Here is a 14,711-nt window from a genome sequence, read left to right on the forward strand (position 1 = left end):
GGCTATGTAAACGCTGTAACCAGCGCAAAGAGAACCGTGGCTGGACTTACACCGGTACCCCTGATGAACTCATCGTCACCACTCCAACCGGGCATTCTTATTCGGTGGGCACCAGACCACCACTGGCCGAGATCAAACACTGGAACAGCGACCCACCCCCACTCGGCGCAATCGACATCGCCTGGGCCACCGCGGCCTGATCTCAACCTGCCCTCGCCGATCTGGCGAGCGGAGCCACTGTGAAAATAAACATACAAAAGTACCGGCCGTTGAAATCCAAAAGATCCCAACGGCCGGTACACAAAATGTGTGTTTAGGCATCGAGGCGCTGGCGCTTCGAAGAAATCTCACCGGTGTTGAAACCGGCCAAGTTTAGTCCACCGTGGAATCGAGCGTGCTCAATTTTCACGCAGCGATCCATCACAACCTGCAGACCAAGGTCTTCGGCAACTTCAGCAGCTTCATCAGACCAGATACCCAACTGGAGCCAGAAGTATTTGGCACCGATCTCGGCGGCCTCCTTCGCAATCGCCGGAGTATCGTCTGGACGACGGAACACATCGACCATATCGATATCCACCGGGATATCGGCAAGCGACGCGTAAACCGGATGACCCAGAATGGTGCCACCCTTGCCCGCCAGGATCGGGTTGACGAAATAGACATCATACGTGGAGGAAGACAGCAGGTACGTCGCTACGAAATACGAGGCGCGCTCGATCTTATCGGAGGCGCCCACAATAGCAATGGTCTTGGTATCTTGAAGGATCTTCAGGCGTTCAACGGCGCCCGGACCGACCCATTTGCGTTCAGTTACTACACTCATCGATACTCCTTAGGCGTTTTTCATCGTGGTAGTCAACGCCTGATCAAGGTCCCAAATGATGTCATCGACATCTTCGATACCCACCGAAATGCGCACCAGATCATCTGGAATACCCGCAGCAACCAGCTGCTCAGCAGACAGTTGCTGGTGGGTGGTCGAACCCGGATGCAACATCAAAGTCTTGGCATCCCCAATATTGGCCAAGTGTGATGCCAACTGTAGGTTCGACATGAAGTCGGCGGTAGCCTGGCGGCCACCCTTCACACCAAAGCTGAATACCGAACCGACACCCAACGGCAACAATTCCTTACCGCGTTCGTAATACGGGTTGTCTTCCAAACCGGCGTAGTTTACGTAAGCGATCCGGTCGTCTTCATCCAACCATTTGGCGACCTTCACCGCGTTAGCCAGGTGCTCATCCATGCGCTGTGGCAGCGTTTCCACACCGATCATCAACTGGAATGCCGACTGCGCTGGCAGGGACGGACCAAAGTCGCGCAACTGTTCGTTGCGTAACTTGGTCAAGAAACCAAACTCGCCGAAGTTACCGTACCAGGAGAGGTTGTTATACGACGGGACCGGTTCAGTCATCAGTGGGAAGTTTCCGTTATTCCAAGGGAATTTTCCGGACTCAACGACGACGCCGCCCAAAGTGGTGCCGTGGCCGCCCAAGAATTTGGTGGCCGAGTGAACGACAATATCGGCACCGTGCTCTAACGGACGAATCAGATACGGCGGCGTCAGCGTCGAATCAACGATCAACGGGATGCCGTGCTCGGCGGCCAATTCGCCCAGCCCCTTCAGATCCATGATCACACTGGATGGGTTAGCCACGATCTCAGTGTAAATCGCCTTCGTATTCGGCTGGATGGCCGCAGCAAATGCCTCAACTTCGGTCGAGTCTACAAACGTGGTGTCAATGCCAAAGCGACGCAGCGACACATCCAACTGGGTGACGGTACCGCCGTAGAGCTTCGACGAGGCCACAATGTGATCACCAGAACCGGCCAGTGCAGCAAAGGTTACGAATTCCGCGGCCTGCCCCGAAGCAGTGGCCACCGCACCGATGCCACCTTCAAGCGAGGCGATGCGCTCTTCAAAAGCTGCCACGGTGGGATTGGCAATCCGCGAGTAAATGCTGCCGTATTTCTGCAGTGCAAATAGGTCGGCGGCATCCTGCTGGGATTCGAAGACGAACGACGTCGTCTGATAAATCGGCACCGCACGTGAGCCGTGCACCGCATCCGGCACGGCACCGGCGTGGAGGGCACGGGTACGGAACCCAAATTCATGATCTGCCATGGCATCCTTTTCGTTTACTGCTCAACATGAGACGTTGGTCTGTGCCTATTGTCCTAAATCTGTGGCCAACGCCATGCTGATATTACCTCGAGCTACAATTTATCCTCTGACAGCATACCCGCGGGCCTCAACATTTCCGGGATGCAGCTGCAGAACCTGCCCATCAGGCCAATACGGGTGCTTGAGCACCTGCAGGCTGTCAACGCGCGAGTATCGCGTGGTAGCGTCGGCTCATGACGACCTTTGTCGCAACAGCTGACCACGCCGAAATCGTGGCACAACTACTGTGGGATTTCAACAACGAATTCGACGCCGAGACCCCAACTGTCCAGGACTTCGCCCAGCGGTTTCGTCACCTGTTGAACCGCGACGATGTGCTGGTACTGCTGGCCGAGTCTGCCGAGCAACCCGCCGGCTTTGCGATGCTCACCTTCCGGCCGACCCCATATTGCGACGGTCCACTGGCCCATCTCGAGGAACTCTATGTTCGCCCGGCGCTGCGCAATACCGGAATTGGCAGCCGTTTGCTGCAATTCGCACTCGACGACGCCCGGGTCCGCGGCTGCTGCGAAATGCACATCGGTGTCGACGCCGTCGACACAGACGCCCGTCGATTTTATGAGCGTCACGGCTTTTCCAACCTGGAACCCGACACCGGTACACCGATGCTGTGCTATCTTCGCGAACTGTGACATCAGCTCACGGGGGAGAATCTAGGGCTGAGGTCGCAGTGCCAATTAGACTCGATAGTCATGACGACGTCAGATTCCACACCCCAGCGGCAACCCTCCAGCGCGCAAAATCCGCCACAGCTTCAAGAAGCGAACTTCTGGACCACGGGCAAGGGTGTGCTGACCATTATCGGCATTGCGGTGGCCGCAACCGCCGTCGTCATCACATTTATCTTTTCTACCCTCGATAACGACAACGAATTTGGCCAACCGGCCACCTACAGTGATGTCCCGACCGACTCGGTATGTGGGCTGGGCGGGGTGGCGCTGGAGGGGTCAATCGCCGACACTCCAGATGCACAATGGGTTGAATACCGCGGGGCCTGGCTGCCCACCTCGGAAGAATACGGTCCGGGCAATGTTGGTTCCGAAGGCGAATTTAGCTGTTTTGAACACTCACCGCGCGGCATGTTGTTTGCCGCCTCGGCTTATACCGGCCAGCTGACCAACCCGGCCTATTGGGAAGGCGACCTTCAGATATTCGCCGGCCAGCACGCCGAGGCACACCTGACGGAAGCCCAAGAACTGTTCACCACCGTGTTTTCGGAAGCCGACACCGCGCTGGGTGGCTTCCGTCTGGTCAACTATGACGGCCAGACCGCCCAGATCGATATGGCGGTCACCTCCTTTGATGGCTCCGAAACCTCCCGCACCTCGGTGGTATTGAATATGGTCTGGGCGCAAGGCGACTGGAAGATCGATGCCACCGACCCCGAGCTGGGAATCAGCCTGGATCCGCTGCCGGATCTGATCGGGTATCAGCACTGGTCGGCCTAGTGGCCATTGCCCAGACCGGGCAGATCGTGTACACCAGAAGTTATGGGTATACGGGGAAACACGATAACGCAGCGACGTCGATTGGCGACAGTAGGTGCTGCCACCGCCTGTGCATTCGTCTTGGCCGGATGCGGTAGCGCAGATGCGGAAACCGAATCAACCGAAACACCTGTCCCGCACCAAAATTTCGTTTCCCGTCCGGACCTGCAACCCGTTGAACTAGAGTTCACCCGGGGTCCAGCCTGGGACGACGCATACACTGCATCCGATGAGTACATTTTCCTCACCTCGGATTTTGAAACCGAAACACCCGCCAGTGCGGCGATGATCGTCGATGCTAACGGTGAGCTCGTCTGGATGGACCCGTCGAAACAACACCGCAACGATAACGGACATTTTGATCTGCGCGTCCAGCAATACCAGGGCGAACCCGTCCTCACGTATTTTAAAGGCCCCGCCGAGGACGGTTGGGGCTACGGCGACATTTACCTGATGGATAACACCTATCACGTGTTCACCACCGTCACCACGGGCGGGTCCCTACCCCCGCACGAGACTGACTTCCACGACACGGTCATCACCGACGACGACACCATGCTGGTGATGGCCTATGTGACCACCCAAACCGATTTGAGCCAGATCGGTGGTCCAACTGATGGCTGGGTGCACAACGGCGTCGTCCAAGAAATTGACATTGCAACCGGCCAGGTGCTCTTTGAATGGAGTTCGCTGGACCATGTGCCGGTCACAGCAACCCAAGGGATTTACAATTTCGACGACGAATACGCCGCCCAACAAGAACGCATTGAAGCAGGCGACGAGGAGGCCGAACTGGGCAGCAGGGACAAACCGTTTGACTATTTTCACATCAATTCGGCCACCCTGGATACGGACAACAACATTCTCATTTCGGCACGACACACCCACGCGGTGTATAAACTCGACCGGGACACCGGTGACGTCATGTGGACCCTCGGTGGTATCGCCAGTGATTTCGAAATGCCCGACGACGCCGTTTTTGCCTGGCAGCATTCGGCAGTCCGCGATACCGACGGCACCCTGGTGCTCTTTGATAATCACACCCGTGAAGCCGAAGCACAAGAGTCGTCGCGCGGTTTACGCCTGAACCTCGACGAAGAGGCGATGACCGCCAGCGTGGCCACCGAATATCTGCCACAAGACGCCCGACCCTCAGGCTGGATGGCCAACACCCAACTGCTAGACAACGGTGATGTGTTCATCGGCTGGGGGAGTCAACCCTTCTTCTCCGAATACACCAGACAGGGCGAACTGATCTACGAAGTGTGTCACGGCGATGCCTGCCACGAGGACACCGGTGGTGGTGGGGCCAGTTACCGCGCCTATAAAGGCCAGTGGGAAGGCCACCCGACCACGGACCCGGACGTCGTTGTACAACAAAGCCAAAACGGCGACCAGCACGTATACGTCTCCTGGAACGGTGCCACCGAAGTCGCCCAGTGGCGCCTGTTGACCGGGCACAATGCTCAGAGCGCGACCGCGGCCGCCGTCGTGGCAAAAACGGGATTCGAAACGGCAATCCCGCTTGAGACCTCAACCGATTACCTTGCTGTTGAGGCCCTTGATGCCGAAGGTGAGGTGTTAGGCACCGGTACGCCAACCCCGTGATATCGGGCTGATGAATACACTGACCACCTGCAGAACCACGTGGAAAGGATAGGAACGCATGTCGGATAACACAGCTGACCACAAGTCCAGTGACCCGGATGTACCACCCGAAGATGTAGAGGACACCGTGGTCAAAACTGATCCCGAGGTCGATGAGGAAGTCCAAGACCTCAAGGCCCAAGACCGCTCCGATGTGCTGCCGCAGGACATCCAGATTCGCAACCTGGACTCCGACGACACCACCACGCTGAAACTGCTGCGCCAAGGCGTGCGGTTAAAACGCGGCCTGATTACTCCGCGCGTGTTTTACCCGGCGATCATCGTCTTAGCACTCACCGCAACCATCTCCATCGTCTTCCCCGACGCCTCGGGCAGGGCCCTGCTGGGCGCCCAAGCATGGATTGTAGACACCCTGGGCTGGTACTACATTCTGATCATGTTCGGGTTCATTATCTTCTGCCTGTTCGTGGCGTTATCCAAATACGGCAGGATCAAACTCGGCGACACCGACGATCAACCAGAATTCTCCCGCGGCGCCTGGTTCTCGATGCTCTTTGCCACCGGTATGGGCATCGGGCTGATCTTCTACGGCGTCGGCGAACCGCTCACCTATGCAACCGTGGAGCCCAAACCCGGTTGGGAGGGCACCCCCGAAGAACTCGCCCAACTGGGGATGGCCCAAACGTTCTTACACTGGGGCTTGCACCCCTGGGCGGTCTACGGGGTCCTGGGACTCGGGGTGGCCTATACCATCCATCGCCGTGGTCGGCCCGTGTCGATCCGCTGGGTGTTTGAACCCCTGATCGGTGCCAAACGGGTCAAAGGTTGGATGGGCGACACAGTCGATGTGTTAGCGATTTTCGGCACCATGGCCGGTGTTGCCACCTCACTGGGACTGGGTGTGCAACAGATCGCCACCGGGCTGCAACACCTAGGTGTCGTGGATCAAGCCGACAATACGTTATTGATTGTCTTGATCATCGTCATCACCTTCATTGCCACCGCCTCGGTGGTGTCGGGCATTGGTAGAGGCATGAAGTGGATCTCCTCGATCAACCTGTCGTTGGCCGGGGTGCTGACCATTTCCGCACTGCTGCTGGGCCCCACCCTGTTTCTGGTCGAAAACTTCATCGAATCACTGGGCGTGTGGCTGGCGAACTTCTTTGAAATGTCGTTTGACATCGGCGCCTACGCCGGACCGGAAGGCAGCACCTGGTACTCAACCTGGACCCTGTTCTACTGGGGCTGGTGGATCGCCTGGGCGCCGTTTGTTGGTATCTTTATTGCCCGGGTATCGCGCGGGCGGACCATCCGAGAATTCATTATCGGCGTCATGCTGGTCCCCACCCTGGTGGGCATGCTGTGGTTCGGTGTGCTGGGCGGTTCCGGTATTTACCGCCAACTGTTCGGTGAAGGGGATCTGGTCACCGACGGCGAAGTCTCACCTGAAGGATCGCTCTTCACCGTGCTCCAAGACCTGCCCCTGGGGACCGTATTTTCGATCATCGGGATTATCCTGGTGGTGCTGTTTTTCATTACCTCGTCCGACTCTGGATCCTTGGTCCAAAACATGCTCACCGCCGGTGGTCACCCGAACCCGCCGACCTGGTCGCGCATCTTATTTTCGGTATTAGAAGGAGCCATTGCCATCGGGCTGCTGCTGGCCGGTGGACTCGAAGGCCTACAAGCCGCATCCCTGGCCACCGCGCTACCGTTTTCGATCATCATGGTGTTCATGGCGATCGCCGTGTACCGCGGGCTGCGACTCGACTCCGCCCTGGCAACCCAGGCCCAACTGGAACGCCGCATGAAACTCTTTTCCAAACACGTCGGCGACGTCTACCAGCTCAATGAGGATCTGGCCCATGCCAGCCGCCGCAGCCCCGACGGCAAACCCATCGACTACCGGATCTCCGCGACCACCGGGCCGCGTCGTCGTGGCAATACCGGCACGCGCATGCGCGACCTCCGCAAAGCCGAAGACGACTAGTCAGCCACCGCAACCGTTTCGGATTGATCGATGTGACGTTTCGGACGGAAAAAGATTGCTCCGATGACCGGGATCAGCATCAGCACCGCGCCCCAGATCAGGGCGTTGTGCATGCCGGTCATCTGGGCGTCCAGCGGATCTTCACCCTGGCCCGCGCCAACCACCGCCGCCACCGACATGACGGTAATGTACAGGGCGGTACCACCGGCGGCAGCCACCTGCTGCAGCGTGGAAAAGATTGCCGAACCATGCTGATACAGCCCGCCCGGCAGCGCGGACAGTGCCGAGGTCATTAACGGTCCCATCATCATGCCGATGCCCACCGCCATTAAAATATTCCACAAAATCACCGTCCACAGTGGACTTTGTGCCTGCAGGGTCACCATGCCCCACATGCCGGTCGCACCAATCAGCGAACCGGGGATCAACAACGGGCGGGCGCCGACGGCGTCGAACATGCGTCCCACAAAGATACCCAGCACACCCATCAGCACACCCGAGGGCAGCATAACCATACCGGCAACCTGGGCGTCAAAGCCCAGAACCTGTTGGATATACATGGGCAACACAATAAAGGTCCCGAACATGGCCATTGAGGAAATGATGGTCAGCATGATGGCAAATGCGTAGGTTGGCACCGCAAAGACGCGGATGTTCAGAAACGCGTTATGGCCCAGGGCCAGCTGACGCAACACGAAGATGATCAACGAAGTACCGCCGATGACCAGTGGGATCCAGGCCGGCAGCAGCGCCACCCCGCGGGCGGCTTCACCCAGTGAGCTTAGCCCATAGATCAGACCCGCAAAGCCCACCGCAGACAGGAGGACCGAGAGGACATCCAATTGCATGGCCCGGGTTTCGGTAACGTTGCGCATCAGCGCCCCGCCGATCACTAGGGTGAGGACGGCGATGGGCAGCACGGTCCAGAACATCCAGCGCCAGTCGAGCTGTTCCAAAATGATGCCACCTACGGTTGGGCCCAGAGCCGGTGCGGCTGAGATGACCATCCCGACGATGCCCATCACGCGGCCGCGCTTTTCAAATGGCACCAGGTTTAACACGGTGGTCATCAGCAGTGGCATCATGATGGCTGTGCCGAAGGCTTGGATGACCCGACCGACCACCAGCAACAGGAAGACCGGTGCCAGGGCGGCCACCACCGTGCCGATGGTAAAAATGGTCATTGCGGCCAGGTAGACGCTGCGGATACGGAACCGGGTCAGAATCCAGCCGGTGGTGGGAATGATCACGGCCATGGTGAGCATAAACGCCGTGGTCACCCACTGCACCGTGGCTTCGGTGATATTGAACTCGACCATCAGCCGGGGCAGTGCCACCGACATAATGGTTTCGTTGAGGATGACCACGAATGCGGCGACCGACAGGATAGCGATCACACGAAACGGACTAGCGGGTTGCGTCGTGGGTTGGGACATGACCGCACAGACCTTTCAGCAGGTATAAGAAATATCAAAACGGCACCCACCGGGTGTGGCGAGTACGTGGAAGGCGGTGAACCCTGCCAGAAGTTGTGCAGGCCTCGTCAGGGAGCCTAACGAAAGTTCACCCCTTGATCCAACACGAAAACCGCTAATCCTGCAAATCTTTGCCCGTGGTCTCAGGTGCCAGGATGAACATTGCGACGACGGCGAGCATCACCGTGGCCGCCGCGAACATAAATGCTCCGGTCAGGCCGAAGGCCGGGACGAGATGGGTCACAAATAGCAGCGGCCCGATGCCCGCAGAAATTCGGGAGACCGCCGAAGCCCAACCGAAACCCGAAGACCGCAGGCTCGTGGGATACAGCTCCGAGGCGTAGGCGTACATGACCGGGATGGCGACCTGGATGATCAGCCCGTACACCAGCACCAGCGGGAGCACAGCGGCCGGGACATGAAGGAATGCCGCCACGATCACCAACAGGATAGACCCGGTCACTGCCGCGATGGCCAGCAGGGGTCTGCGTCCGGTGGTCTCAACCAGCACGGTGGCGAGCAGCGCACCCACTAATCCGATGGCGGCCATGCCACCGGTGGTCAGAAATGCTTGAGTTTGGGCAAAACCGGCGTCCATGAGGAAGGTCGGCAGCCACTGCAGGGAGACGTAATAGACGAACATGACGGTCAAAAACAGCAGCCAGACGGCCAAGGTTGTGCGCCAAGAAAACGACCAGACGCGTCGGAGTTGGTCGACGACGGCGCCCGCTGACATTTTGGGAATGTCTTGCATCGTGTCGAGTCGGTAGGCCACGGGTTTGGCACCCGTGGCCTTGACGAGTTGATCGATGACCTCTCGGGCCTTATCGTGTTGATTCGTCCGGATCAAAAACATCGGTGATTCCGGGATCCACAGGCGCACAAAGATTAACAGGATGGCCGGTAATACCATGGCCAGTAACGGTGGCCGCCAGTCAGCCCAGATGGTCACCAGCCACGCGGAGACAAACCCCGCCAGCGCGGCACCGACCGGCCACCAGGCGTCCATGGCGGTGAGCACTCGGCCGCGGTGTTTGCGCGGGGTAAATTCTCCCACCAGGGCATAATCAACCGGGATGGCCCCACCTAATCCGAAGCCGGCCAGAAATCGCAGGATGGCAAAGACGACGATATTCGGCGCAAAGACCCCGGCAATTGTGAAGGCCGCGAATACGGCGATGGTTGCCGAAAATGCGGCTTTGCGACCGATCCGGTCGGCAATGGTCGCCCACACGAAAGCGCCCAGGGCCATGCCCAGCAGGTTGGCCGTGCCGATCCAGGCCGCTTGGCCCGGTGTGAGGTTCCATGCTTCGGATAACAACGGGATGAGGATCCCATTGAGGGAAACATCCCAGGCATCGAACATGAAACCCAGGCCACCGATAATAAAAATGCGGCCCTGGACATTCCATTTCCACGCAAGAGACTGAACGACTTCGCTGCCGGATGGCACGTATTGGGTTTGACTCACACCTTCATCGTAATCCGCCGGAGCATAGCCCGCAGATGGTGTGCGTTACGAATACTTGAGAATGCGCGTAAGAGTTTTATTCTGCGGGTGCGACGGCGGCGGTAAAGATCTCCAACGCGCGTTGGGTGGCGGCGTCGTTGAATTGCTGCTCGGCGTCGTCTTCGAGTTCATCAGCAATAACCTGTGGGGGATAGGCGGCCGCGTAACGCAGGAAGATGTCATTGGAGACGACTTCGATCATCCGCCCGGTGAGCTGATTGGATGTGACAACCTGCCAAGTGTGGACCTCAACTGGTCGGCCGCCAGCTTCGGCGGAGGTGACATCGTGTTCGATCGCGTTTTCGTATTCTTCCACGCACGAGGTGTCAGTGTGTTCGTAGGCTTCGTGCAGTGCTTCGGAACTAGCAGCCTCATTGGCATAAAACACGGTGACCGTTTCACCACTGGAATGCTCATCCAAGTTAGCATCTGCCTCGAACGTCGCGCGCACGCTGGCGGGCTGAGCATCAAGCAGCAGGTTATATTGTGCAGCACCGGCTTGCTGACACAGGTCTGGGTCCTCGGTGCCAGATAATGCAGAAGCCATCGCGTAAATATCCGGCCACTGCTCTTGTAAGGTCATCACCTGGGTGACATCAAAATCGGTTTCCAAGGTCTCCGCGAGTGCGGTTTCTTGTGGGGTTTCTGCGGGTGCTTCGGGCACGTCCAGCTCCGATTGGTCACCCCCGCCGTTGGGGGAGTCGGCGTCATTGGAGGTACAACCGGCCAACAGGAGACCGGCGGTCAGGCCGATTGCGGTGGCACGCAGCAGGGAGGAACCAGGAATCGTCATGTCTTTAGTCTAAACACTGCGCGCAGTTGAAACTGACAGTGCACACACTAAGCCACAGCTGCGTGGCGGGATTTATGGTTCGATGATGCGTTCGGAGATGTCGTGGGCTGGGCGCAGCTCGCCGATGTCGCTGAGACGTAACGGGGTGAAGTGCCCGGAGGTTTCGGCCGCGATGACGCGTGCGGTGACGCAGACGTGGTCGCCGCCGTCGTCCAGCATGGAAATTTGTTCCACGACCATGCGATTTGGCAGTGCCGTGAGTAATGGCACCTCGTGCCGCGCCTCGACTTCGAGTCCGGCGAATTTATCGGTGTGTTGGCCGGATATGGTCGCAAAGTGTTCGGCCCATGCGAGGTCATCTTGAGTCAGGAAGTGCACGGCGAACCGGTTGGCTAGCAGTCCGATCTTATACGTGTGGTTGGCCTTGGATAACCAGATGTTGTAGTGCTGGGGTTTCATGCTGGCCTGGGTGTGATAGCTCACCAGGCACCCGGCGCGTACGTTTTCTGCCGCGGTTGTCACGACGATTAACGAGGTGTTTTCTGAGCTCATCAGGGTGGCAAAGGGATTACTCATGGTTGGGATCCTCATCTCGGAGGGCTTCGTAGCGTAAGAACAGGGTGTGATCTTCGCCCATGACGTGTTGGAGTTGAAACCGGGTGATGCCCGCGCCATCGGGTCTGAGACTGACCGGCAAATTATCGCCACCCATCACCGGGGCGATCGATAACAAGAGTTCATCGAGCCGGTCGGCGGCTACGAACTCGCCTAATAGGGTCGGCCCACCTTCACACAACACAACCTGATAGCCGCGTTGTGCAAAAGCCTGCAGTGCGGTGTTGGGCTCAACACGATCTTTGCCGGCAAAAACAATCTCGGCGTGCTGTTGTGCTTCAGCCAGCGCAGCAGGATCGGCCGACTCGCCGGTGATGATCATCGTCTTGGCATGCTCCGGTGCTTTGCGAAAGAGTTTGAGGTTCCAATTCAAATCCAGACTGCCGCTGACGATCGCCACCGGGGGAGTGGGCGGTTTGCCCGCTGCTTGGCGTGCGGCCATGGCCTCATCGGACAATCGCACCAGCCCGTAACCTTCTTTGCGGACCGTCTCTGCCCCGACCAGCACCACATCGGCGATTTGGCGCATCCGACGAAAGAGGTCTTGGTCGACGTCGGTGGATAACGCGCCGACCTTACCGCCAATGGCCGCGGTACCATCCAGGCCCGCGACCATGTGCCCGGCGACCCAGCACTCATAGCGAGGCGCACTGCGATCCACCGCCAGATAGGTGGCCATTGGGTCATCGACGGTGTTGCCAGGTGAAAGAATTTTCATGATGCCACTCTACGAATCTGGCCTGAGTACTGTCTGTACTTGACCAAGAGTTAGGTGTTCTCCAGCCCGAGCTTTTCTGCGAGCAATTGCCGCACCCGCCCGGCATCGGCCTTACCACCGGTGGCCTGCATGACCGGCCCAATGAGCGCACCGATCGCCTGGGTTTTGCCGGCTTGAACTTTTGCTACCACATCTGGGTTTGAGGCAATCGAAACATCAATCGCCGCGGTAAGTGCGGCGTCATCGGAGACGACCGCCAGCGAATGCGCGGCGACCACCTCGGCCGGACTGCCCTCGCCGGCGGCCACCTGCCCGAGCACCTGGCGGGCCAGGCGGTCATTGATCGTGCCGGCGGTGATCAGGGTTTCAAGCTCGACCACATGTTGCGGGGTGATACCCAGCTGGGTGATATCGACATTGGCGGCATGTGCCAGGCGGGCGATTTCACCCAGCCACCATTTCCCGGCGGCCGCTGGCGAAGCCCCGGCGGTAATGGTCTGTTCGACAATATCCAGGGCATCGGCGTTGACGATATCCCGGAATACCGCATCCGATAATCCCCATTGAGCTTTGAGCCGGCGACGACGATCCGCGGGCAGTTCGGGAAGTTGGGCGGCCATCCGGTCCAGCCAGGCCTGATCCACCACGATGGGAACCAGGTCGGGTTCGGGGAAGTACCGGTAATCATCGGCATCGGATTTGGTTCGGCCCGGCGTCGTCGTCCGAGTTTCTTCCTGCCAGTGCCGGGTCTGCTGGACGACCGGCTCGCCTGCGCTCAAGATTGCGGCCTGACGGCGAATTTCGTACTCCACCGCATGACCGATCGCGCGCAGCGAGTTCACGTTTTTAGTTTCGGTGCGGATCCCAAAGTGTTTGGCGCCCTTGGGCATCAACGACACGTTGGCATCACAACGCAGGTTACCGCGTTCCATGCGGGCATCCGAAATCCCCAGGGCCAGCACAATATCGCGGATGGTTTGGACATAGGCGCGGGCCAGTTCCGGGGCACGGTCCCCGGCACCTGGAATCGGTTTCGACACGATCTCAATGAGAGGCACCCCGGCACGGTTGAGATCCACCAGCGCGTGTGAGGCCGCATGAATACGGCCGGATTCGCCCACGTGGGTTAGCTTGCCGGCGTCCTCTTCTAAGTGGGCGCGTTCGATATCTACCCGAAATACGGTGCCGTCGTCCAGTTCGACGTCCACCCAACCGTTCTGAGCGATGGCCTGTTCGTACTGGGAGGTCTGAAAGTTCTTGGGCAGATCCGGATAGAAATAGTGTTTACGCGCAAATTCCGAGCGCGGCGCAATGGTGCAATGCAACGCCAACCCGAGTTTGATCGCGGATTCGACCGCGGTGCGATTGACCACCGGCAGCACGCCCGGCATGCCAAGATCCACCTCGGTCACGTTCGTATTTGGCTCATCACCGAAGGCATTGGGGGCTTGCGAGAACATTTTGGTTGCCGTATTGAGTTCCACGTGGATTTCAAACCCGAGCACCGGATCAAATTGCGCCACAGCATCGGTAAAGGGCAGCATGGTCGTTGCGGTCATGAACGAGCTCCTTGTACGCGCGGAACCTCGGGGGCGAGGTCGTAAAACGGTTGGCCAAGATCGGCCTCGATCAGCGACTCAACGGCCGCGGCCACCCGGTAGATCCTGGCATCGGATTTCGCCGGGCCTTGAATGTGTAAACCGACCGGCAGGCCATGTTCAGCGGTGCCACCCGGAATCGAGATCGCCGGAATCCCCGCCAGATTGGCCGGAATAGTGACGACGTCGTTGAGATACATACTCAACGGGTTCTCCAATTGATCACCCAGGCGCACGGCCACCGTTGGCGTCGTCGGGGAAATCATGACGTCAACGTGTTCAAAGGCACGCTGCAGATCCTTGATGACCAGGGTGCGAACCCGTTGCGCGGTGCCATAGTAGGCATCCACATACCCGGCCGACAGCGCGAACGTGCCCAGGATGATGCGGCGCTTAGCCTCATCACCAAAACCCGCGGCGCGCGTGGCGGCCATCACCTCGGCCACGGTGCCACCGCCTGCGGGAACCACCCGGTTGCCGTAGCGCACCCCGTCAAAGCGCGCCAAATTCGACGACACCTCCGAGGGCACAATCAAATAATAGGCGTGCAGGGCATAGGGCATGTGCGGGCATTCGACCGTGGTAATCTCAGCGCCCGCCGCGCGCAACATGTCCAAGGTTTCCTGGAATGTCTCCCAGATACCGTCGGTAAAACCCGGACCCTGCAATTCTTGCAGCACCCCGATGCGCAGCCCAGTTAAGTCGTGACGCTTGGTCGCCTCCAGCAGC

The 14,711-nt window shown here is 58.8% G+C and carries 13 protein-coding genes and 1 pseudogene; 5 read left to right on the forward strand and 9 right to left on the reverse strand.

The genetic code is table 11. The features are described 5' to 3' along the window. Positions 1-200: pseudogene (locus K8V32_RS01140) on the forward strand (hypothetical protein); the annotation flags it as partial. Positions 201-313: 113 nt separating this feature from the next. On the opposite strand, the gene K8V32_RS01145 reads toward K8V32_RS01140, so the two are convergent. Continuing rightward, complete coding sequence (locus K8V32_RS01145) at positions 314-826, reverse strand: CoA-binding protein (protein WP_303901596.1); 513 nt, start codon at positions 824-826, stop codon at positions 314-316. Positions 827-835: 9 nt separating this feature from the next. After that, on the reverse strand, positions 836-2,128 hold the full coding sequence (locus K8V32_RS01150; protein WP_303901599.1) for an O-acetylhomoserine aminocarboxypropyltransferase/cysteine synthase family protein: 1,293 nt from the start codon (positions 2,126-2,128) through the stop codon (positions 836-838). Between the two features lie 233 nt (positions 2,129-2,361). Here K8V32_RS01150 and K8V32_RS01155 point away from each other — a divergent pair, with 233 nt between their 5' ends. From K8V32_RS01155 to K8V32_RS01170, 4 genes are all read left to right on the forward strand, one after another. Beyond that, entirely contained in the window at positions 2,362-2,820 is a 459-nt protein-coding gene (locus tag K8V32_RS01155; RefSeq protein ID WP_303901602.1) for a GNAT family N-acetyltransferase, read from the forward strand. A 60-nt stretch (positions 2,821-2,880) separates the two neighbouring features. Then, on the forward strand, positions 2,881-3,636 hold the full coding sequence (locus tag K8V32_RS01160) for a DUF8175 domain-containg protein (RefSeq protein WP_303901605.1): 756 nt from the start codon (positions 2,881-2,883) through the stop codon (positions 3,634-3,636). An 81-nt stretch (positions 3,637-3,717) separates the two neighbouring features. Continuing rightward, positions 3,718-5,283, forward strand: a complete 1,566-nt coding sequence (locus K8V32_RS01165; RefSeq protein WP_303901607.1) for an arylsulfotransferase family protein — start codon at positions 3,718-3,720, stop codon at positions 5,281-5,283. A gap of 58 nt (positions 5,284-5,341) precedes the next feature. Beyond that, positions 5,342-7,273 carry a BCCT family transporter gene (locus K8V32_RS01170; protein WP_303901610.1) on the forward strand — a complete coding sequence of 644 codons (1,932 nt, stop codon included), beginning with the start codon at positions 5,342-5,344 and terminating at the stop codon, positions 7,271-7,273. On the opposite strand, the gene K8V32_RS01175 is transcribed toward K8V32_RS01170, so the two are convergent. The 7 genes from K8V32_RS01175 to K8V32_RS01205 all read right to left on the reverse strand — a co-directional run. Next, the gene (locus tag K8V32_RS01175) at positions 7,270-8,709 is read right to left on the reverse strand and encodes an MDR family MFS transporter (protein WP_303901613.1); all 1,440 of its coding nucleotides are present in this window, start codon (positions 8,707-8,709) and stop codon (positions 7,270-7,272) included. The two genes, K8V32_RS01170 and K8V32_RS01175, sit on opposite strands and share 4 nt — an antisense overlap. A 154-nt stretch (positions 8,710-8,863) precedes the next feature. Beyond that, the gene (locus K8V32_RS01180) at positions 8,864-10,219 is read right to left on the reverse strand and encodes an MFS transporter (RefSeq protein WP_303901616.1); all 1,356 of its coding nucleotides are present in this window, start codon (positions 10,217-10,219) and stop codon (positions 8,864-8,866) included. A gap of 76 nt (positions 10,220-10,295) precedes the next feature. Beyond that, positions 10,296-11,051 carry a hypothetical protein gene (locus tag K8V32_RS01185; RefSeq protein ID WP_303901619.1) on the reverse strand — a complete coding sequence of 252 codons (756 nt, stop codon included), beginning with the start codon at positions 11,049-11,051 and terminating at the stop codon, positions 10,296-10,298. A gap of 72 nt (positions 11,052-11,123) precedes the next feature. Next, on the reverse strand, positions 11,124-11,627 hold the full coding sequence (locus K8V32_RS01190) for a flavin reductase family protein (RefSeq protein WP_303901622.1): 504 nt from the start codon (positions 11,625-11,627) through the stop codon (positions 11,124-11,126). After that, entirely contained in the window at positions 11,620-12,384 is a 765-nt protein-coding gene (locus K8V32_RS01195; protein WP_303901626.1) for a dihydrofolate reductase family protein, read from the reverse strand. Before K8V32_RS01195 ends, K8V32_RS01190 begins: the two co-directional genes overlap by 8 nt. Positions 12,385-12,434: 50 nt before the next feature. Next, positions 12,435-13,943: an Asp-tRNA(Asn)/Glu-tRNA(Gln) amidotransferase subunit GatB gene (gene gatB / locus K8V32_RS01200; protein ID WP_303901630.1), complete on the reverse strand. Its 1,509-nt coding sequence runs from the start codon at positions 13,941-13,943 to the stop codon at positions 12,435-12,437. Then, positions 13,940-14,711: amidase family protein (locus K8V32_RS01205; RefSeq protein WP_303901633.1), on the reverse strand; the 772-nt coding region annotated here is incomplete at its 5' end. The genes gatB and K8V32_RS01205, both read right to left, overlap by 4 nt.

The organism is Enteractinococcus helveticum (assembly GCF_020742345.1).
GTDB lineage: Bacteria > Actinomycetota > Actinomycetes > Actinomycetales > Micrococcaceae > Yaniella > Yaniella helvetica_A.

Bases quoted from the DNA above. Each gene is read 5' to 3' on its own strand.
- K8V32_RS01190 (WP_303901622.1), bottom strand. From the start codon at position 11,627: ATGAGTAATCCCTTTGCCACCCTGATGAGCTCAGAAAACACCTCGTTA.
- K8V32_RS01145 (WP_303901596.1), bottom strand. From the start codon at position 826: ATGAGTGTAGTAACTGAACGCAAATGGGTCGGTCCGGGCGCCGTTGAA.
- K8V32_RS01155 (WP_303901602.1), top strand. From the start codon at position 2,362: ATGACGACCTTTGTCGCAACAGCTGACCACGCCGAAATCGTGGCACAA.
- K8V32_RS01175 (WP_303901613.1), bottom strand. From the start codon at position 8,709: ATGTCCCAACCCACGACGCAACCCGCTAGTCCGTTTCGTGTGATCGCT.
- K8V32_RS01195 (WP_303901626.1), bottom strand. From the start codon at position 12,384: ATGAAAATTCTTTCACCTGGCAACACCGTCGATGACCCAATGGCCACC.
- K8V32_RS01185 (WP_303901619.1), bottom strand. From the start codon at position 11,051: ATGACGATTCCTGGTTCCTCCCTGCTGCGTGCCACCGCAATCGGCCTG.
- K8V32_RS01150 (WP_303901599.1), bottom strand. From the start codon at position 2,128: ATGGCAGATCATGAATTTGGGTTCCGTACCCGTGCCCTCCACGCCGGT.
- gatB (WP_303901630.1), bottom strand. From the start codon at position 13,943: ATGACCGCAACGACCATGCTGCCCTTTACCGATGCTGTGGCGCAATTT.
- K8V32_RS01170 (WP_303901610.1), top strand. From the start codon at position 5,342: ATGTCGGATAACACAGCTGACCACAAGTCCAGTGACCCGGATGTACCA.
- K8V32_RS01160 (WP_303901605.1), top strand. From the start codon at position 2,881: ATGACGACGTCAGATTCCACACCCCAGCGGCAACCCTCCAGCGCGCAA.